Here is a 17,806-nt window from a genome sequence, read left to right as displayed (position 1 = left end):
TCGCGCGCCGCGGCCGTCGCAGACGGCGCAGCGCCACGGGATGCGTTGCTACGACTGCCGCTCTGCTGCCACGACCGGCTCCACCCGGCCCTCGCGCGTGCCGCTTGCCGCCGCCGGCTTCTCCCAGAACGTCGCATTCGCGATGCCGAGCGCGGCCGGATCGAACGTCGGCTCGCGTCCCGCGCGCTTCTGCGCCTCGTAGTCGCGCAGCGCCTTGAGCGCCGGCTTCTGCAGCAACAGGATCGCGACGATGTTCAGCCACGCCATCAACCCGACGCCGATGTCGCCCAGCGCCCATGCGACGCTCGCGCTCTTCACCGCGCCGTACAGCGTCGCGAGCAGGATCACCGCACGCAGCACGAACGTGCCGGCGGCGCTGCTGCGCGCACGGCTCAGGTACGCGACGTTGGTTTCCGCGATGTAGTAGTACGCGAGGATCGTGGTGAACGCGAAGAAGAACAGCGCCATCGCGACGAACGCCGCACCGAAGCCCGGCAGCACCGATTCGACGGCCATCTGCGTGTAGCCGGGGCCGGCCTCGATGCCGGCCGCGCCCGAGAACAGCGCGCGGCCGCCCGGCGCGACCACGTTGTACGCGCCAGTGATCAGGATCATGAAACCCGTCGCCGAACAGACGAACAGCGTATCGACGTAGACCGAGAACGCCTGCACGAGCCCCTGCTGCGCCGGGTGCGTCACTTCCGCGGCCGCCGACGCGTGCGGGCCCGTGCCCTGCCCCGCTTCGTTCGAATAGACACCCCGCTTCACGCCCCACTGGATCGCCATGCCGAGCACCGCGCCGAAGCCGGCCTCGACGCCGAACGCACTTTCGAATACCAGCCTGACGACACCCGGCAGACGCTCGATGTCGAGCGCGATCACGACGCACGCGATCAGGATGTAGCCGAGCGCCATGAACGGCACGACGATTTCCGCGACGCGCGCGATCCGCTTCACGCCGCCGAAGATGATCATGCCGAGCAGCAGCACGAGCACCGCCCCGGTGACGGGTTTCGCGATGCCGAAGGAATTCTCGATCGCGGACGAGATCCCGTTCGCCTGCACGCCCGGCAGCAGCAGCCCGCACGCGAGCACGGTGGCGATCGCGAACGCCACCGCATACCAGCGGATGCCGAGCCCCTTCTCGATGTAATACGCGGGGCCGCCGCGATACTGCCCTTCGCGCCGCACCTTGTAGATCTGCGACAGCGTCGATTCGACGAACGCGGTGCTCGCGCCGAGGAACGCGACGAGCCACATCCAGAACATCGCGCCGGGGCCGCCGAACGTGATGGCCGTCGCAACGCCCGCGATGTTGCCCGTGCCGACGCGCCCCGACAGCGACATCGCCAGCGCCTGGAACGACGACACGCCTTCCGCCGAGGCCTTGCTGCCCCGCATCAGGCGCAGCATCTCGATGAAGTGGCGAACCTGCGCGAAGCGCGTGCGCAGCGAAAAGTACAGCCCCGCTGCAAGACAGAGAAAGATGAGCGCAGGGCTCCAGATGACACCGTTGAGCGAATCGACGAGTTGTTCCATGGGGCGTTTCTGTTGAAGGTGCGAATGACGCGTGGGCGGACGGTCGGATCCGTTACGCGAGCGAGCGGGCGTCATGACTACGGACAAATCCGAATTTATCTTTCATTTATATTACATGTCTTACGATTTCATTCGGAATCGGGGTGTCCCCCTAGCGGCGCGTGACGCGTCCGGACGGCGTCGCAACGACGTGATCGTCAATCGGGCAGCCCGCCGTGCGTGGGGCGGATCGAATCTTCCGGCGCTGCGCCCCGCCGTGCCCGAACGGCATTGATCCCGGCCGGCGCGCACCGTACAGTGGTCGCCTGCCTCGATACAGGAACCGCCATGCCAATCGGATTTCAGAAAATGCACGCGAACGGCGACGACTTCGCGATCGTCGACCTGCGCGGTCAGGATCACGCGCACGCGATCGATGGCAACCTCGCGCGGCGCATGGGCGATCGCAAGCGCGGCATCGGCTTCAATCAGCTCGCGGTCGTGTCGGATTGCGACGACGCAGCAGCCCGCGTCGCGTTCTGGAACGCCGACGGCTCGCCGCTCGACACCTGCGGCAGCGCAACGCGCGGCGTCGCGTGGCAACTGATGCGGGAAACCGGCCTGTCATCGCTCGTGCTGCGAACCCGCCGCGGGTATCTCGAGTGCTCGACGGAGGCGAACGGCCTGATCACCGTCGAGATGGGCCGGCCGCTCACCGGCTGGCGGGACGTGCCGCTCGCGGAGGCACTCGACACGCTCGCGTTGCCGCTGCCCGGCGCCCCTGCCGCGTGCAACATGGGCAATCCGCATTGCACGTTCTTCGTCGACGATCTGCGCACGATCGATGTCGCGGCGCTCGGCCCGACCATCGAAACGCATCCGCTGTTTCCGCAGAAAACCAACGTGCACTTCGTTCAGGTCATCGATCGCACGCATATTCGCCTGCGCATCTGGGAGCGCGGCGGCGGCGTGCCGCTCGGTTCGGGATCATGTTCGTGCGGGGCGGTCGTCAACGGCATCCGGCGCGGGTTGCTGGATGCGTCGGTGCGCGTCGAATGCGACGGCGGCGACGTGACGGTGCGTTGGGATGGTGCCGGCAGTGTGCTTCTGAGCGGGCCGGTCGCGTTCGGGTTCAGCGGAAACTGGCTGGGCGAGCAGACGCCCGGAGCCTGACGGCCCGGGCCGGCGGACGCGCCTCGCAGGCGCGCGGCCGACCGGACCCAGCCCGGCGCATTGCGCGCCGGGCCGTGCCAATCCGTGCTGGCTCAGTGCTTGTCGTCGAGCTTCTTCGGCTTCGGCGGCGACGGCACCTTCGCGTACTGGAACGCGGGCGTCGCCTTCAGCGCATCCTTCGTCGCGCCCGGCAGGTAGATGTTGCCGTTGCGCACGTCGAGCGATGCGATCGGCACCGCGACGTCGTGCGCGGCCACGCCGAGGAAGCCGCCGGCCGACACGATCGCCGCCGATACCGAGCCGTCCGGCGCGACGATCAGGTCGCGCACGGTGCCGACCTTCTGGTTCTCGTCGTTGTAGACGGCCTTGCCGAGCACGCTCTTCTTCACGCTCCAGCCTTCGAGCAGCGCCTGCGATTGTTCGACGGTCACGCTGATCGGCTGCGCGCCCGCGATCTGCGCGTGCGCGCTGACGCTCGAGGCGAGGACGGTTGCTGCGATGAGGGTCTTGTAGAAAGCCATGCTGTTATGCACTCCGGTGAATTGTTGTCGGTGTCGGCGGCCGGCCAAGCCGCCTCCGTGCATGCGCCGCGTGAAACGAGAAGGCCTCTGTACGACGCATCACACCGGCCCATGTTAGCGCCACTCGCGAAACGCTGCATTGGACGTGATGACGCAGTCGCCGTCAGGCGCCTGTTGTGATGGCGACATTACGGATACCGCAGCGAATCGCGTACATCGCCGCCGTCACGCGTTGCGCGAATACACGCGCCGGTGCCGCACCGCCTCCGCCAGCACGTCGAGCACCGGCTCCGTCTGCGTCCAGCTCAGGCACGCATCGGTGATCGACACACCGTACTTCAGCGGCACGCCCGGCTTCAGGTCCTGGCGCCCGGCCTCGAGATGGCTCTCGACCATCACGCCGACGATCCGGTGCTCGCCCTGCGCCAACTGCCGCGCGAGATCCTGCGCGACGTCGATCTGCCGCTCGTGCGACTTGTTCGAGTTCGCATGCGAGCAATCGACCATCACCTGTTCGCGCAGGCCGGCCTTGCGCAGCACCGCGCAGCTCGCCTCGACATGCTCGGCGTCGTAGTTCGGGCCGTTCTTGCCGCCGCGCAGGATCACGTGCGCGTCGTCGTTGCCGCGCGTCTCGAAGATCGCGGCCATCCCCATCTTCGTCATCCCCATGAACGCATGGCTCGCCGCTGCCGCGACGATCGCGTCGGACGCGACCTGCACGCCGCCGTCGGTGCCGTTCTTGAAGCCGATCGGGCAGCTCAGGCCCGACGCGAGCTGTCGATGGCTCTGGCTCTCGGTCGTGCGCGCGCCGATCGCACCCCACGCGATCAGGTCGGCGATGTACTGCGGGCTCAGCAGGTCGAGGAATTCGGTCGATGCCGGCAGGCCCAGCGCGTTGATGTCGAGCAGCAGTTGCCGCGCGGCGCGCAGCCCTTCGTTGATGCGGAAGCTGCCGTCGAGGCGCGGATCGTTGATGTAGCCCTTCCAGCCGACCGTCGTGCGCGGCTTCTCGAAGTAGACGCGCATCGTGATCAGCAGGTCGTCCTTCAGCGCATCGGCGGCCGCCTTCAGGCGGCGCGCGTAATCGAGTGCCTGGTCGTGATCGTGGATCGAGCACGGGCCGACGACGAGCAGCAGCCGGTCATCGCGGCCGTGCAGGATGTCGCCGATCGCGCGGCGCGTGTCCTCGACGAGCGTCTGCGTGGCGGCCGGCACCGGCAGCTCGTCCAGTAGCAGTGCGGGGGAAATCAGCGGGCGCACGGCGCCGATGCGGACGTCGTCGATGCGCGTGGTGTCCTGCGTCGCGTCGGCGCTGCCTACCTCGCGATCGTGGGAAGGATTGTCGAGGTTCTGCATGGTGAATCTCCGGGGGACGTCTGTCTGGAATGATGGGCAGGCTCGATTATGGCACCCGGGCGGGACGGAGGCGGCTTGCGGCGGGGAGACCGACGCGGCGGCCTTGCCGCAGCGCGACGCAGATCAAAAGGCAAAAAGAAAAAGGCGACCCGCGAAGGGTCGCCCGGCCGTGCGCCGCATCACACGCGGCGTGGCGGCTAGTGCAGCGTCTCGGGCGCCAGCGAATTGCTCGGCAGCAGCGACGTCAGCCAGCAGTTGCTCGGCGCCGCTTTTCCGTTGAAACGGTCGTAGAGCCACGGCAGCATGCCGGCCACCCACGGCACGATCGCGCCCGCATGTTCGAGCGGATACTCGTTGTACGTGACCGGCGTGCCGCTGGCACAGAACTTCTGCGCCAGCGCGCGCACGTCGTACGCCATCATCACGCCATCGCCCACCTGGCTGCTGAAGGTGCCGTCCAGCGCACCCGCCGTGCCCTGGCCGATGAACATCGGGATCGTCGGCGATGCGGCCAGCCCGGCATTCACCTTGTTCGCGTACGTCACGTACACGGGAATGCTGTTGATGTCGTTCGCGTATTGCGGCTTGAACAGCGTGCCCCAATGCAGCCCCGTGTACTTCGGCAGGATGTATGCGAGCGACTGGCTCTGGATGTCCTTGAGCACGGCGACGCCGGTATCGCTGAGATAAGGCGTCAGGTCGAAGCCGTAGCCGCGCGACAGCCCGGCCAGCGCGGCCGCGGCCACGCCGCCCCAGACGATGCTGCCGTCGACGTAGCGCAGGTTGTGCGCGGGGTCGACCAGCACGCCGCCTTCCGCCGCACCGACGAGCTGCTTGTTGATCTCGGGCGCATAGCTCGGCGCGAGCTGCGCGGCCCAGTTCGTCGCGATCGCGCCGCCGGAATAGCCGATCATCGCGACCTTGCTCGACGGGTTCAGGCCCGTGGACGGCGTATTGAGCGCCGCGCGGATCGAATCGAGCGTCGTCATCCCGTATTCGGGACCGGCAGCAAAGTCGGCCGTCTGGCCCTCCGTATCGGGCACGATGACGTTGTAGCCGAGCAGCAGCAGTGTCGACAGCGGAATCGATTCCGCGCTGTAGAGCAGCGTGCCGACGTTGATGATCTTCGTGACGTCGCGGTCGCCGGCGATCACCTGCGACGGCTCGTCGTACGGGTTCAGCGAATCGTAGGCCGACTGGTACGAGATGGCCTGGCCGTTGCTGACCTGGCTCCGGATCACGGACGTCACGTTGACGACCGGCTGGTTCAGCGCGTTATTGGTGCGATACAGCAACTGCTGCGCGGTCAGCGCGGTGGGGATGCCAGCCACGTGGTACGTGACGTTGCGCGTCTTGAGCACCGTGCCCGGTGGAATCGATGCCAATGGCGTTGTGCCGGTGTACGTGTAGAACGGGTCGGATACGGTCGGCGCGGCGGCAGTGGCCGGCGGTGCGGCGATGGCCAGCGCGGCGGACACGGCAGCCGCGGCCATCATGAAACGTCTTGAGGACATGGTTGGGGCCCCTGGAATAACCTGCTTTCATCGAAGGAAGTTCGCGGTGTTGCAGACCATCGCGTGTGCTGCTTCAAAACCGGTTCCGAGCCATCGACTGTCTCCTGTGAATTGGCAATCCGGGCTGTTCTGAATTCGTCGTTTTAGTAGGAGTACAAACCGGATGAATTGAAGCACAACGAGCACGCACGCGATGGGCGTTTTCTGTTGTTTGAAGGTAAACGTCTAAAGCCGTCGGCGCGCGATGCGGGATGCTCCGGCCGTTCGGCCGACTGTCCGCGTTTTGTCGAAGTGCCGTACGATCACGGCTGTCGGGTACCGAAGGCCACGTCGTGCGATGCCGGCCGCGCCGCACACCGACTGTTCGTAACCGATCGATCCCTGCCCAACCGACACGCCACGATGACCGTCTCCGAACTTCTCCGTGCCATCCGCCAACCGTATGCCGCCCTGCTGCTCTGCGCGTCGCTGCCCGCGTTCGCCAAGGTCTCCACCGAGGTGTACTGCTTCAAGTCGGACGGCGACAAACCGGTGCGCTTCGAAATGCGCACCTACTACGACGACGCCGTCGGCTGGTCGGGCGGCATGGTCCGCTATGCGAAAGCGAAAATGGCGCTGCCGCTGGTGGTCGAGCACGTGGACGAGGAAGTGCTCGCCGAGGGCCGCCCGCACCAGTTCACGACGACCTGGGTCGAGATGGTCGACGGCAGGATCAATGGACGGTACGAGATGATGTCGCAGGGAGCGATGATCTATTCGATGACCTATACCAGCGCGCGCACCGGCAAGCAGACAGCGTTCGGCAGGGTACTGGACGTCGACGCGTCCGAACAGACCGGGTGCCGCTGGTGATGCGCCCGATGATCCGGATGGTCCTGGTGCTGATCGCGTTGCGCACGGGCTTCGCGGATGCCGCACAGCGCACGGTCTACGAGGGAATGCTGCAAGGCGCCGGCGCCGTCGTGATGGAACTCGACGATCGCCCGGCTGCGGATGGTTCGATCTCGGGCCGCTACTTCTATGCGCAGCACGGCATCGACATTCCGCTGCACGGCACGCCTGCGGAATTGATCGAGCCACTCGTACGAACGCAGTTGCCGGACGACGCGCGCACGCCATTGGGATTCCGCGAGCAGGCCAATTTCGATCATGCCGCGGCCACCTGGCAGGGCACGCGGGACAAGGCCGGCTATCGCGGCCGCTGGACCGATGCGCGCTCTGGCAAGTCACGCACCTTCGCGTTGCGCCGCGTCGCCGCATACGATCCCGACGCAGTCGCGCCCGGCGCCGTCGAAGCGATCACAGCCGTGTCCGGGAGTGGTGTCGGCAGCGGTATCGCGTGCAGCGCGGACATCGACATGCAGCACGCGCCGTATGCCACGCTGAAGCTTGCCGGGCATGCACGGCCGGTGGGCCCGGAGATCGGCGACGGCACGGTCGCATACCGGATGTGGAGCGACCCGCGCACGGTGCTCGCATATCCGCGGCTGAGCCGATACCCCGATCCGGCCGTGATGGCGCGAGTCAACCATCTGCTGGAACAACGGCACTGGCAGATGAGTCTCGCGGCGCTCGAATGCGCATCGACGCGCTATAGCGACGACGGGTCGGCATCCGGATCGCTCGGCGGCTACGACGACGAGCAAGTGACGGTCACTTGGCTGTCGCGTGCGGCGATGGGTATCGTGGAATCGGGCAGCCTGTTCTGCGGCGGCGCGTACCCGGACAATCACTACGATCCTGTCACGTTCGACCTACTGCGCGGCGCGTACCTCGACTGGAACCGCGTGATCGACGCAACTGTGGCGGGCAAGGACGGCAATCCGGAAACGAGCCCCGCGCTGGCGGGTTTCATTGCGCGATTGCGCGACAAGACAACACACGGTCTGCAAGTGACGGACGGCAAAGGCGATTCGCTGTCGTGCGCCGACGTGTTCCCCGAATACCTGGCGTTCGAGCTCGATGCCCCCGGCAAGCTGTCGTTCGCCGTATCCGGGATTGGCCACGCGGCAGGTGCCTGCCTCGGGCCGCAACTCGATGCGCCATTTGAGGCGCTGGCGCCGATCCTGAAACCGGGCGGTTCGCGCTATCTCGTACCGGGCGTCAAGCTGAAGTAACGCCGCGATGCGGGTAGTCCCCGCAACGCACCCCGACCCGGCGGTGCTGCGGCGTGGCCATCCAGTGGCGGGCCACCGCGGCCATCTACATCAGCCCGCGTCGCCTTGCGCATCGACGTCGATGCCCAGCTCGCCGGCCATCCGCAGAACCAGCGCATTCAGTCGCGCCACTTCATCCGCGAGCCGCTTCTGTTCGGCCTTCAGCGCTTCGAATTCGGAAGGCGGCACGGAATCCGCACCGCCGACATCCGCGCTCGCGAAATCGGCCATGTTCACTTCGCCGCACATCAGGTGCATCCAGCGGTTCTCGCGCGCGCCCGGCGCACGCGGCAACCGGACGACGAGCGGCTGTGCGCGCGCCGCGAGTTCGTCGAGGAACGCCTCGACCGACGAGATATCGGCGAAGCCGTGCAGGCGCGCGCTGTTCAGGCGCAGTTCGGCGGCCGTCTGCGGGCCGCGCAGCAGCAGGATCGTCAGCAGCGCGATCGCCTGGCTCGGAATGCCGAGCACGCGGTTCATGTTGTGCTCGAAACGCGGCACGCGGCTGCTGCTGCCTTCCATCACGATGCTCAGGTGCTTCAGCCCGTCGAGCGCGGTCGTGACCTCATCCTCGCTGACGTTCATCACCGGCGAGCGCGCGGTTTTCTGGTTGCAGCCCGCGGTCAGCGCATTCAACGACAGCGGATAGGTGTCCGGCACCGTGTGCTGTTTCTCGACGAGCACACCGAGAATGCGGGCCTCGAGGGGCGTGAGTTCGCGAAGGGCGCGTGGCGTGGGCGTATCCGGCGTGGTGTTCATGGTGGCGTCGCAGCGTGCAGCAGGTGAAGGGAAACGATCGCGGCCCGTCCGGCATCGCGCACGGGCGAGCCATATGATAGCTCGCGTCGCGTGGCCCGGCGCCGCGCGACGTGCCGGCGCGCCCACTTGCCGCAGCAGGGTTTCGTCCAACGTATCGGCCGGACGGTGCCGCGCGGCGGACTCCACCTCCTTGCACACGGCGGCGTTTGCACGCCGCGCATGCGGGCGCTACGATATGCGTCATCCCGGCGTCTGCGGCGCCGCGTGACCGCCTTCGCACGCAATACCACGCATCGCCCGCCCCGCACGCCATGCCACCGCGCATGCGCATCGCTCGTCGACGCCATTCATCCGTTCACCCCTTCGCCCCGTTCATCACCATGACCGCATCCTCCTCCGCACCGCACGTACGCGCCATCGTCACCGGACACACGCGCGGCCTCGGCGCATCGCTCGCCGAACAACTGCTGCTGGAAGGCGTCGCCGTGCTCGGCGTGTCGCGCAGCCGCCATCCGTCGCTCGCGTCGCAGGCCGGCGACCGCTTCGCCGAAATCGAACTCGACCTGTCGGATACGTCGGCCGTCGCGGCCTGGCTGGCGGGCGACACGCTGCGCCGCTTCGTCGACGGCGCGTCGATCGTGCTGCTGTTCAACAACGCGGGCATCGTCGATCCGATCGGCCCGCTCGCTGCACAAGACCCGGCGATCGTCGCGCGCGCGGTCGGCGTGAACGTCGCGGCGCCGCTGATGCTGTCGGCCGCGCTCGCGCAAGCGGCATCGGCCACGACCGAATGCCGGATCCTGCATGTGTCGAGCGGCGCGGCACGCAACGCGTACGCGGGCTGGAGCGTCTACTGTGCGACCAAGGCGGCACTCGATCACCATGCGCGCGCAGTCGCGCTCGATGCGAACCGCGCGCTGCGGATCTGCAGCGTCGCGCCGGGCGTCGTCGATACGGGCATGCAGGCGACGATCCGCTCGACCAGCGAAGACAACTTCCCGATGCGCGAGAAATTCGACCAGCTGAAGTCGAGCGGCGCGCTCGCGACGCCCGAAGCAGCCGCGCGACAGCTGATCGGCTATGCACTGAGCGACGCATTCGGCTCGGTGCCGACGGCCGACGTGCGGGAACTGCCGAGCCACTGAGTTACGCGGCCACCAGGACATACGGACACACGGACACACGGCCCGTCAACGTCCTTCGAGCCGCTTCGTCCAGTCTTCGACCTGCCGCTCCGTCCGGCGCCTTTCGAGCATCGTGCGCCAGCCGGGCGGCAGGTTCGGGACTTCGTACAGCGCATCGAGCGCGGCCATGTCGAGCGTGCGCCGGTACAGCACGTCGAGCACTGTCGCCAGCGGCCATTGCGGGTAGCGGCGCTCATGCAGCGTCAGCACGTCACCCGATTCCACCCAGCCTTCCCGCAGCACGCGGTAGTACCAGCCGGTCCGGCCGCTTTGCTGCACGAGCGCGGCCATCCGCGGATGATCGAAACGTGCGTTGAGCTTCCAGCACGGCTGCCGCGACTGCGACACCTGAAGCACGGCACCGCCCAGCGTGAACGCATCGCCGAGACACACGTCGTGCTCGGTCATGCCGTGCGTCGACAGGTTCTCGCCGAACGCGCCCGGTTGCGCGAGCACGTCGCGCGCGCCGATCTGCTCCGACCACCACGCATAGTGTTCGTGCGCATAGTGGTGCACCGCCTTGTCAGGCCCGCCATGATGCCGCGCATCGGCCTGCTCGTCGCCGGCGAAGCCGAGCGTGCCCAGCCACAGACGCGCGCCTGCCGGCTGCTTGTCGATCGCGCTGGCGTGCGGCGTGCCGGCCAGCGGCCGGCTTCTGCCGACCCGTACCGCGCCGATGGCGGCCGAGATCAGCGGCCGTGTCGCATCGCTCATATCGCCGCACCGGCGGGCAGCGCCGCGAGCAGGCGTTCGAGCTCGCGCGTGCGTGCGTCGCCGAGCGGCATCAGCGGCTTCCTCGGTTCGCCCGCATCGAAGCCGCGCAGGCGCAACCCGGCCTTCACGGTCACCGGCAATCCGCCGTTGACGATGAACTGCAGCAACGGCAACTGCGCATGAAAGACCGACCTCGCCCGCGCGAGGTCGCCCGCCTGCATCGCGTCGAACAGCGCCAGCGGCAACGCCGCATTCAGGTTCGGCGCGGCCGTGCACCATCCGGCCGCGCCCGCTGCAAGCGCGGCAAGCGCCATCGGATTGCTGCCGTTGTAGAACGGAATCGCGCCGTCGCTCAGTTGCGCCAGCCGGTGCATCCGCCCGATGTCGCCGGTGCTCTCCTTCACCATCGTCACGTTGTCGACGGTCCGGCAGATCGTCGCGATCAGGTCCGGTGACATGTCGACGCCGCTCGTCGCGGGGTTGTTGTACAGCATGATCGGGATGCCGATGGCAGCACCGATCGCGCGATAGTGCGCGACGATCTCGTCGTTGGCGAGCTTCCAGTACGACACCGGCAGCACCATCACCGCATCGGCGCCGGCCCGTTCGGCGAAGCGCGCGCGACGCACCGCGCCCGCGGTGGTGAGATCGGAAATGCCGACGACGGTCGGCACGCGTCGGCGCACCGCGCGAATCGACGCGGAGGCGACCGCCTCCCATTCGGTGTCGGACAGGTACGCGCTTTCGCCGGTACTGCCCAGTGGCGCGATCGCGTGGACGCCATCGGCAATCAGCCGCTCGATCAGCGCGTCGAGCGTTTTCAGGTCGACGCCGCCGTCAGCGGAGAACGGCGTAACCGGGTAGGCAATGATGCCTTTCAGCAGGATTGACACGATAGGTATTCCTCAATGATGATCGAAAACGAGAACGACGAATCGTCCGCTCATGCGACGCAATCCTGATGCGTACGCAATGCCCGCCGTGCGTAGTAGTCGAACGTCACCGCATCGCGCTTCGGCTTCGAGATCCAGTCGTGCGCTTCGCGCGCCAGCGCGGACGGCACCGGCTTGATCTCGCCGGCCGCCATCGCGAGCAGCTGCAGCTTCGCGGCCCGCTCGATCAGCAGCGCGAGGATGCAGGCTTCCTCGATCGTCTTGCCGACCACCAGCTGGCCGTGATGCGACAGCAGGATCGCGCGCTTGCTGCCGAGCGCCTTCGAGATGATCTCACCCTCCTCGTTGCCGACCGGCACGCCGGGCCAGTCCTTCAGGAACGCGCAATCGTCGTACAGCGGGCAGGTATCCATGTGCGACACGACGAGCGGCTGCTCGAGCATCGACAGCGCCGCGACATGCGCCGGATGCGTATGAATGATGCAGTTCACGTCCGGGCGCTCGCGGTAGATCCACGTATGGAACCGGTTGGCCGGATTCGGAATGCCTTCGCCGTCGATGACATCGAGATCCTCGTTGACGCGCAGCAGGTTCGCGGCCGATATCTCGTCGAAGCCGAGGCCTAGCCGCTGCGTGTAGTACGTGCCGGCTTCGCCCGCGCGGCAGGTGATCTGCCCGGCCAGGCCCGAATCGTGACCGGCGTCGAACAGGATCCGGCACGTGAGCGCGAGCTTCTGCCGCGCGGACCAGCCGCTGTCGCCCACCGCGTCGTCAAGACGCCGTTCCGCCAGCGCGACCAGCGCCTCCTTCGTCAGATTCAGCGTTTCCGCCATGTTCGCCTCCTGAATGGATCGGGTCGGTCGCGCCGTCCGCGGCCGCTTTCCCGGGAAAACATGACACACGATACACTACAGGACACTCTGTGTCATGCGTTACAATCGGTTTTTCGAAGGACACCTGGCGCCCCATGACGATTCGCCTGAAGCTGCTCAGAAAACAGAAGGGCTGGACGCTCGACGTGCTGGCCGACGAGACGGGCCTCACCAAGAGCTACCTGTCGAAAGTCGAGCGCGGCCTGAGCGTGCCGTCGATCGCGGTCGCGCTGAAGCTGTCGAAGGCACTGAATGTCGACGTCGAGCAGTTGTTCTCGGAAAGCCACAACCGCGAGCTGATCACGGTCACGCGCGCCGGCGAGCGCACGGCGATGGGCGCGGCAGCCGACAGCCAGGCCCACCGCTTCGAAAGCATCGCGGCCGGCGTCGCGCCGAAGAAGATGTTGCCGTTCGTCGTGCATCCGCCGCACGAATTCGTCGCGTCGACGTTCCGCGAGCACGAAGGCGAGGAATTCCTGTTCGTGCACAAGGGGCGCGTCGAAATCGAATTTCCGAACGAGACGGTGCAACTCAAGGCCGGCGATTCAGTCTATTTCAACGCACTCATCCCGCACCGCACGCGCAGCCTCGGCACCGCGCAGGCGGAGATCCTGGTCATCGTCAGTCACGACGACTAGCATCGTCACCTTTTCGCGCAAGGATCCCCGATGGTCACGAAGGCCACCGCACCGTTCCAGCAGATCAAGACACTCGTTCGCCAGAACGTCGAATCGGGCGACTGGCGCCCCGGGGACCGCATTCCGTCCGAGCTCGATCTCGCCGCGCAGTTCGGCGTCGCACGCATGACGGTCAACCGCGCGCTGCGCGAGCTGACCGAGGAAGGCGTGCTGAAGCGCATCGCGGGCGTCGGCACCTTCGTCGCCGAAGTGAAGCCCCAGTCGAACCTGCTGATGATCGCGCACATCCGCGACGAAATCCGAGCACGCGGCCACGAATATCGCTGCCGTGTGCTGAGCCAGTCGAGCGAACCCGCGTCGTTCGACGTCGCGGCCGCGTTCGGCCTGCCGGTCAACACGCCGGTGTTTCATGTGGTGTGCGTGCACGAGGAAAACGGCCGCCCGATCCAGCTCGAGGATCGCTACGTGAACCCGGCCGCCGCACCCGGCTTCATCGACCAGGATTTCCAGGTCGAACCGCCGTCCGAGTACCTGTTCAACAACGTGTCGCACTACGAACTGGAGATCGAGCACGTGGTCGATGCGTCGTTGCCGACCGGCGAGCAGGCGCGGCTGCTCGACATGCGTGCGGACGAGCCCTGCCTCACGCTCACGCGGCGCACCTGGACAAACGGGCAGCCCGTCACGTTCGTGCACTTCCTGCATCCGGGCAACCGCTACCGGCTCGGCTCGCGCTTCAAGCCGGGCGGCGGACGCCACCCGACCTGATCCTTTTACCCCAGTACAAAAGCGCGCGGCGGCCGTTTCGTCAGGAAACGGCCGCCGCGTTCGTCATGACCACCCGCCCACGTCAGATCGCGCGCACCTGCCCCGCGCCGCGCGACCACACGACCGGAAACAGCGGGTGATCGAGCGGCGCACCGTCGGGCAGTTGCTCGGCGAGCCCCGGGAAATCGGGCGACGTCTTCCAGCGGCGCGGCGCGTGACGGATATCGTCGCCGACGAAGCGGATCGAGAACGCGCGCCGCCGGTTCTGCGTTCCGCCCGACGCGTGCAGCGTGAGCATCCGGAAGCACACCATGTCGCCGGGCTCGAGCGCCCAGCGGCGGATCGGGAAGGCCGCGCGATCGCCTTCGATGTCCGGCAGGTCCGCCAGGCTGCCTTCGGGGAACCACTTCGCTTCCTTGTCCATGAACGTGCGCGGCATTAGCCACGGCCCGAGATGCGAGCCCGCGACGAATTCCAGCGTCGATTCGAGCGGCACGGGATCGACCGGAATCCACATGCTGACGTTGTCGTCGCCTTCGATGTTGTAGTACGGCTGGTCCTGGTGCCACGGCGTGCGTTGCCGTGTGCCGGGCTCCTTCACGAGCAGGTGGTCGTGATGCAACCGCACGTTGTCGGTGCCCATCAGCGCGGCGGCCACCGACGGCGCTGGCGAGCGCACGATGAAGTCGCGATACGCGTCGTTGTGCTGCCAGTTGCAGAAATCCTCGAAGAACCAACCCGGATCGTCGGGCCGGCTCGCGACTTTCGCGCGCTCGCTCGGCTGCGCGAGATTCGCGTCGATGCCGGCGCGCAGCGCGGCGACTTCGTCGGGCGAGAAGATGCCCTTGATGCAGACCGCCCCTTCCTCGCGGAACGCGGCGATCAGTTCGGGCGTCACGGCTTGCGCGACGCGATCCTGGATACTCGTCATGGTGTGCCTGTCGATGGAATGAATCACGGAATCACGGATTCACGGTGCGGAAGTCAGCTGCTGCTTCGCGCCGTAGATGTCGAAGTCGAAATACTTGGCGGCGATCTTCTGGTAGGTGCCGTTCGCGCGAATCGCGACGATCGCGTCGTTCAGCCGCTTCTTCATCGCGTCGTCGCCCTTGCGGACGCCCATCGCGACGCCGTAGCCGGTGATCCGTACGTCGGTCACGTCGGGGCCCGCGAACGCGTAGCCCTTGCCGCGCGGCGTCTTCAGGAACGAGTAGCCGGCCTGCGTCTTGTCCTGGAACGTCGCGTCGAGGCGGCCGTTGACGAGATCCTGATACACCTGGTCCTGGTTCTGGTACGAGACGATCGTCACGCCCTTGGTCGCCCATTCGGCCTTCGCGTACGCCTCCTGCGTCGTGCCCTGGTCGATCCCGATGCGCTTGCCCGCGAGCGACGCGGCGGTCGGCAGCAGCGTCGAGCCGACCGGCGCGACGAGCGCGCCCGGCGACGCATACAGTTTGTTCGAGAAGTCGATCTGCTTGAGCCGCTCGTCGGTAGCCGTCATCGCGGACATGATCACGTCGAACTTGCGCGCGCGCAGCGCCGGAATCATCCCGTCGAAGCCCTGCTCGACCCACACGCACTTCGCATGCAGTTGCGCGCAGATCGCATTGCGCAGGTCGATGTCGAAGCCGGCGAGCGAGCCGTCGGGCTGCTTCGCCTCGAACGGCGGGTACGTGGGGTCGATGCCCCAGCGGATCGTCGACGTGTCCTGCGCGAACGACGCGAGCGGCGCGAACGCCAGCGCGGTAACGAGAAGCGTTGCAGTGCGGTTCATGGCGGGTCCTTGAAAGTCTCGACGCGGCGGGCGAACGCCGGCGTCCGGTGGGGAGCGGTACGCCGGATCACCCGGCGCGGTGCGCGAAAGACAGGGACTTCGATGAAACTGCGTTGCAGTCTAGACCGCTCAAATTTCAAGCGCAAGCGGGGGAAACGGGGGCGGGGTGGGTGGAGGGCAGGTACGATGCCGAACCAGGATGGCAAAACACAGCGAAGCTTCAAATACGACTTCTCAACGTGATTTTCGCGGTTCTCCAGTGTTTACCTGCACGACGTACTTCAGCAACAGAACGCGCTCTTACGGATATTCGCGGGAGAACAGCGTCGATCCAGATGGTCAATGCGAAGTCGCGTCCTTGATGGATTTGGCGATGTCGAGTATGCAACCTATACCGCAACAAGGGTCGGTCGGCGGCACTACCCACCCAACGATGTAAGATTTATCTTACATTTTTGAGCCATCGACCCTAGCAGGAAGCCCGCATGCAACTTTACGAGATAGGTCACGCCGTCGCGAAACGTAGAGCGGAACTCGACCTCACGCAAGCTCAACTGGCCAGGCTTGCTGGACTCTCTCGCCTCACCGTGAACCAGCTGGAAAACGGCAAACTCAAGGATCTCGGCGTCAACAAACTGATCCCGTTGCTAGCCTTGCTCGGCATCGAACTCATGACCCGACCGCGGCCAGCTCAACGTGGTCTTTACAAGGCCGTCATTGGCGCGAACGTAAGCCACAAGAGCGAATTGACCGAACGATTGCTCGTCGAAGCGTTGGCCTCCGGGCAAATCCCGGACGGGTGCGAACCGCAGTTCGCCGTCATCCTCGACGAGGTGCCACTGCCCGTCGTCGTGCAGGCGGCCGAGGAAGCCGCCGCACGTTCGGGCACCCCGCTTCGAACCATCTGGAAGAACCTGGCCGCGTGGTCAAAGGAGCTTCAGCTCTATCGGGAGGTATGGGCCTGACCGCGGGCGAGCATCATCGTCTCCAGCCATGCCCCGTCCGGCGAAACCGCGATTGCCCGCTCCGTCCGGCCATGTTAAAAGTCGTCGCACGCATTTGGAAATGAAATGCTCGAATCCGCAAAAGTGCAAAAATGAATAGACCCCTGTTCGACCTCGACCTGCTGCGCGCGCTCGTGATGGTCGCCGACTGCGGCAGCTTCACGACGGCGTCCGCACGCCTGCATTCGACGCAGTCGACGGTCAGCCAGAAGGTGCGCCGACTCGAGGAAATCGCCGGGCACCGCCTGCTCGACCGCGGCACGCGCGACGTGCGGCCGACCGACGCGGGCGTGACGGTGCTCAGCTATGCGCGGCGCATGATCGCGCTGAACGACGAAATGCTGGAAGCGCTGTCGGGCGCCACGGTCGCGCTGACGATCCGGCTCGGCGTGCCCGACGATTTTGCGGCAGGCCGCACAACACATGCGCTCGCGGCGTTCAAGCGCGCGCATCCGCAGGTGAAGCTCGAAGTGATGTGCGGGCTGAGCCGCGACATCAGCGCCGCGTACGACCGCGGCGAACTCGACCTCGTGCTGATCAAGCAGCGGCGCGACAGCCGCGAGGCCGTCGTGCGCTGGCCCGAGAAGCTGCGCTGGATCGACAGCGCGAAACATCCGTCGATCGACCTCGACCCGGTGCCGATCGTCGTGTTTCCGCCGCGCGGGCTCTATCGCGACGACATGATCAAGGCGATCGAGGAACGCGGCCGCCGCTGGCGGATCAGCTTCACGACGTCGAGCCTGAGCGGCATTCAGGCCGCCGTCGCGGACGGGCTCGGCATCAGCGTATTGCCCGCGCGCGTGGTGACGGACGAGCACGTCGTGCTGACCGCGAAGCAGGGCTTCGCGCCGATCGAGCACATGGATATCGCGATCCTGCATCGGCCGACGGCCGACCCGATGGTCAGCGAGCTGACGAAGGCGCTGGCGACGATGCTGGAGCTCGAGGAGTAGCAAGCAGGC

General features: G+C 66.5%; 18 protein-coding genes. 8 read left to right on the top strand and 10 right to left on the bottom strand.

All coding sequences use genetic code 11. The features are described from left to right. Nucleotides 1-48 precede the first annotated feature (48 nt). Nucleotides 49-1,539 carry an alanine/glycine:cation symporter family protein gene (locus FFS49_RS00570; protein WP_105818325.1) on the bottom strand — a complete coding sequence of 497 codons (1,491 nt, stop codon included), beginning with the start codon at nucleotides 1,537-1,539 and terminating at the stop codon, nucleotides 49-51. A 327-nt stretch (nucleotides 1,540-1,866) separates the two neighbouring features. Here FFS49_RS00570 and dapF point away from each other — a divergent pair, with 327 nt between their 5' ends. Then, nucleotides 1,867-2,691, top strand: a complete 825-nt coding sequence (gene dapF, locus FFS49_RS00565) for a diaminopimelate epimerase (RefSeq protein ID WP_105818326.1) — start codon at nucleotides 1,867-1,869, stop codon at nucleotides 2,689-2,691. Between the two features lie 92 nt (nucleotides 2,692-2,783). Here the strand turns inward: dapF and FFS49_RS00560 are convergent, their stop codons facing one another. The 3 genes from FFS49_RS00560 to FFS49_RS00550 all read right to left on the bottom strand — a co-directional run bounded on the left by FFS49_RS00560 (nucleotide 2,784) and on the right by FFS49_RS00550 (nucleotide 6,082). Continuing rightward, nucleotides 2,784-3,212: a PRC-barrel domain-containing protein gene (locus FFS49_RS00560; RefSeq protein ID WP_046548755.1), complete on the bottom strand. Its 429-nt coding sequence runs from the start codon at nucleotides 3,210-3,212 to the stop codon at nucleotides 2,784-2,786. A 225-nt stretch (nucleotides 3,213-3,437) separates the two neighbouring features. Next, a complete protein-coding gene (locus tag FFS49_RS00555) occupies nucleotides 3,438-4,568 on the bottom strand; it encodes a 3-deoxy-7-phosphoheptulonate synthase (RefSeq protein ID WP_039340441.1) in 1,131 nt (376 codons plus the stop codon). Between the two features lie 197 nt (nucleotides 4,569-4,765). Beyond that, nucleotides 4,766-6,082 (bottom strand): lipase family protein, encoded by a 1,317-nt coding sequence (locus FFS49_RS00550; protein ID WP_105818328.1) that lies wholly within the window; start codon nucleotides 6,080-6,082, stop codon nucleotides 4,766-4,768. Between the two features lie 168 nt (nucleotides 6,083-6,250). Here FFS49_RS00550 and FFS49_RS42455 point away from each other — a divergent pair, with 168 nt between their 5' ends. Both FFS49_RS42455 and FFS49_RS00540 read left to right on the top strand, forming a co-directional pair. Next, nucleotides 6,251-6,934 (top strand): hypothetical protein, encoded by a 684-nt coding sequence (locus FFS49_RS42455; protein ID WP_224755802.1) that lies wholly within the window; start codon nucleotides 6,251-6,253, stop codon nucleotides 6,932-6,934. Then, entirely contained in the window at nucleotides 6,934-8,199 is a 1,266-nt protein-coding gene (locus FFS49_RS00540) for a hypothetical protein (RefSeq protein WP_105818395.1), read from the top strand. The genes FFS49_RS42455 and FFS49_RS00540 overlap by 1 nt, the downstream gene beginning before the upstream one ends. 90 nt (nucleotides 8,200-8,289) lie before the next feature. Here the strand turns inward: FFS49_RS00540 and FFS49_RS00535 are convergent, their stop codons facing one another. Further along, nucleotides 8,290-8,997: a YceH family protein gene (locus tag FFS49_RS00535; RefSeq protein WP_105818329.1), complete on the bottom strand. Its 708-nt coding sequence runs from the start codon at nucleotides 8,995-8,997 to the stop codon at nucleotides 8,290-8,292. Between the two features lie 380 nt (nucleotides 8,998-9,377). On the opposite strand from FFS49_RS00535, the gene FFS49_RS00530 reads away from it, so the two are divergent. After that, nucleotides 9,378-10,142: an SDR family oxidoreductase gene (locus FFS49_RS00530; RefSeq protein WP_105818330.1), complete on the top strand. Its 765-nt coding sequence runs from the start codon at nucleotides 9,378-9,380 to the stop codon at nucleotides 10,140-10,142. 45 nt (nucleotides 10,143-10,187) lie between these two features. On the opposite strand, the gene FFS49_RS00525 is transcribed toward FFS49_RS00530, so the two are convergent. From FFS49_RS00525 to FFS49_RS00515, 3 genes are read right to left on the bottom strand one after another with little or no spacing between them, the layout of a single operon-like run. Next, the gene (locus tag FFS49_RS00525) at nucleotides 10,188-10,895 is read right to left on the bottom strand and encodes an MOSC domain-containing protein (protein WP_105818331.1); all 708 of its coding nucleotides are present in this window, start codon (nucleotides 10,893-10,895) and stop codon (nucleotides 10,188-10,190) included. Beyond that, the gene (locus FFS49_RS00520; RefSeq protein ID WP_105818332.1) at nucleotides 10,892-11,788 is read right to left on the bottom strand and encodes a dihydrodipicolinate synthase family protein; all 897 of its coding nucleotides are present in this window, start codon (nucleotides 11,786-11,788) and stop codon (nucleotides 10,892-10,894) included. The genes FFS49_RS00525 and FFS49_RS00520 overlap by 4 nt, the downstream gene beginning before the upstream one ends. A 50-nt stretch (nucleotides 11,789-11,838) precedes the next feature. Continuing rightward, on the bottom strand, nucleotides 11,839-12,621 hold the full coding sequence (locus FFS49_RS00515) for an aldolase (protein ID WP_105818333.1): 783 nt from the start codon (nucleotides 12,619-12,621) through the stop codon (nucleotides 11,839-11,841). 134 nt (nucleotides 12,622-12,755) lie between these two features. On the opposite strand from FFS49_RS00515, the gene FFS49_RS00510 reads away from it, so the two are divergent. Together FFS49_RS00510 and hutC are read left to right on the top strand one after the other, a co-directional pair. Beyond that, nucleotides 12,756-13,298 carry an XRE family transcriptional regulator gene (locus FFS49_RS00510; RefSeq protein ID WP_039340426.1) on the top strand — a complete coding sequence of 181 codons (543 nt, stop codon included), beginning with the start codon at nucleotides 12,756-12,758 and terminating at the stop codon, nucleotides 13,296-13,298. A gap of 30 nt (nucleotides 13,299-13,328) precedes the next feature. Beyond that, entirely contained in the window at nucleotides 13,329-14,066 is a 738-nt protein-coding gene (gene hutC, locus FFS49_RS00505; protein WP_105818334.1) for a histidine utilization repressor, read from the top strand. 82 nt (nucleotides 14,067-14,148) lie between these two features. Here hutC and FFS49_RS00500 read toward each other — a convergent pair whose 3' ends face one another. Then, a complete protein-coding gene (locus tag FFS49_RS00500; protein ID WP_105818335.1) occupies nucleotides 14,149-14,997 on the bottom strand; it encodes a phytanoyl-CoA dioxygenase family protein in 849 nt (282 codons plus the stop codon). A 39-nt stretch (nucleotides 14,998-15,036) separates the two neighbouring features. Next, nucleotides 15,037-15,840: an ABC transporter substrate-binding protein gene (locus tag FFS49_RS00495; RefSeq protein ID WP_105818336.1), complete on the bottom strand. Its 804-nt coding sequence runs from the start codon at nucleotides 15,838-15,840 to the stop codon at nucleotides 15,037-15,039. A 485-nt stretch (nucleotides 15,841-16,325) separates the two neighbouring features. Here FFS49_RS00495 and FFS49_RS00490 point away from each other — a divergent pair, with 485 nt between their 5' ends. Beyond that, a complete protein-coding gene (locus FFS49_RS00490) occupies nucleotides 16,326-16,805 on the top strand; it encodes a helix-turn-helix domain-containing protein (protein ID WP_046548764.1) in 480 nt (159 codons plus the stop codon). 131 nt (nucleotides 16,806-16,936) lie between these two features. Further along, the gene (locus FFS49_RS00485) at nucleotides 16,937-17,797 is read left to right on the top strand and encodes a LysR family transcriptional regulator (protein WP_046548765.1); all 861 of its coding nucleotides are present in this window, start codon (nucleotides 16,937-16,939) and stop codon (nucleotides 17,795-17,797) included. Nucleotides 17,798-17,806: the final 9 nt, after the last annotated feature.

Source organism: Burkholderia sp. 4NA327C6, assembly GCF_005502655.1.
GTDB lineage: Bacteria > Pseudomonadota > Gammaproteobacteria > Burkholderiales > Burkholderiaceae > Burkholderia > Burkholderia contaminans.
The sequence above is the reverse complement of the archived record's forward strand: the minus strand, read 5'-3'. Positions and strand labels throughout refer to the sequence as shown.

Excerpts from the sequence above, each read along its gene's own strand:
- FFS49_RS00570 (WP_105818325.1), bottom strand. The coding sequence starts at position 1,539 with ATGGAACAACTCGTCGATTCGCTCAACGGTGTCATCTGGAGCCCTGCG.
- dapF (WP_105818326.1), top strand. The coding sequence starts at position 1,867 with ATGCCAATCGGATTTCAGAAAATGCACGCGAACGGCGACGACTTCGCG.
- FFS49_RS00560 (WP_046548755.1), bottom strand. The coding sequence starts at position 3,212 with ATGGCTTTCTACAAGACCCTCATCGCAGCAACCGTCCTCGCCTCGAGC.
- FFS49_RS00555 (WP_039340441.1), bottom strand. The coding sequence starts at position 4,568 with ATGCAGAACCTCGACAATCCTTCCCACGATCGCGAGGTAGGCAGCGCC.
- FFS49_RS00550 (WP_105818328.1), bottom strand. The coding sequence starts at position 6,082 with ATGTCCTCAAGACGTTTCATGATGGCCGCGGCTGCCGTGTCCGCCGCG.
- FFS49_RS00540 (WP_105818395.1), top strand. The coding sequence starts at position 6,934 with ATGCGCCCGATGATCCGGATGGTCCTGGTGCTGATCGCGTTGCGCACG.
- FFS49_RS00535 (WP_105818329.1), bottom strand. The coding sequence starts at position 8,997 with ATGAACACCACGCCGGATACGCCCACGCCACGCGCCCTTCGCGAACTC.
- FFS49_RS00530 (WP_105818330.1), top strand. The coding sequence starts at position 9,378 with ATGACCGCATCCTCCTCCGCACCGCACGTACGCGCCATCGTCACCGGA.
- FFS49_RS00525 (WP_105818331.1), bottom strand. The coding sequence starts at position 10,895 with ATGAGCGATGCGACACGGCCGCTGATCTCGGCCGCCATCGGCGCGGTA.
- FFS49_RS00515 (WP_105818333.1), bottom strand. The coding sequence starts at position 12,621 with ATGGCGGAAACGCTGAATCTGACGAAGGAGGCGCTGGTCGCGCTGGCG.
- FFS49_RS00510 (WP_039340426.1), top strand. The coding sequence starts at position 12,756 with ATGACGATTCGCCTGAAGCTGCTCAGAAAACAGAAGGGCTGGACGCTC.
- hutC (WP_105818334.1), top strand. The coding sequence starts at position 13,329 with ATGGTCACGAAGGCCACCGCACCGTTCCAGCAGATCAAGACACTCGTT.
- FFS49_RS00500 (WP_105818335.1), bottom strand. The coding sequence starts at position 14,997 with ATGACGAGTATCCAGGATCGCGTCGCGCAAGCCGTGACGCCCGAACTG.
- FFS49_RS00495 (WP_105818336.1), bottom strand. The coding sequence starts at position 15,840 with ATGAACCGCACTGCAACGCTTCTCGTTACCGCGCTGGCGTTCGCGCCG.
- FFS49_RS00490 (WP_046548764.1), top strand. The coding sequence starts at position 16,326 with ATGCAACTTTACGAGATAGGTCACGCCGTCGCGAAACGTAGAGCGGAA.
- FFS49_RS00485 (WP_046548765.1), top strand. The coding sequence starts at position 16,937 with ATGAATAGACCCCTGTTCGACCTCGACCTGCTGCGCGCGCTCGTGATG.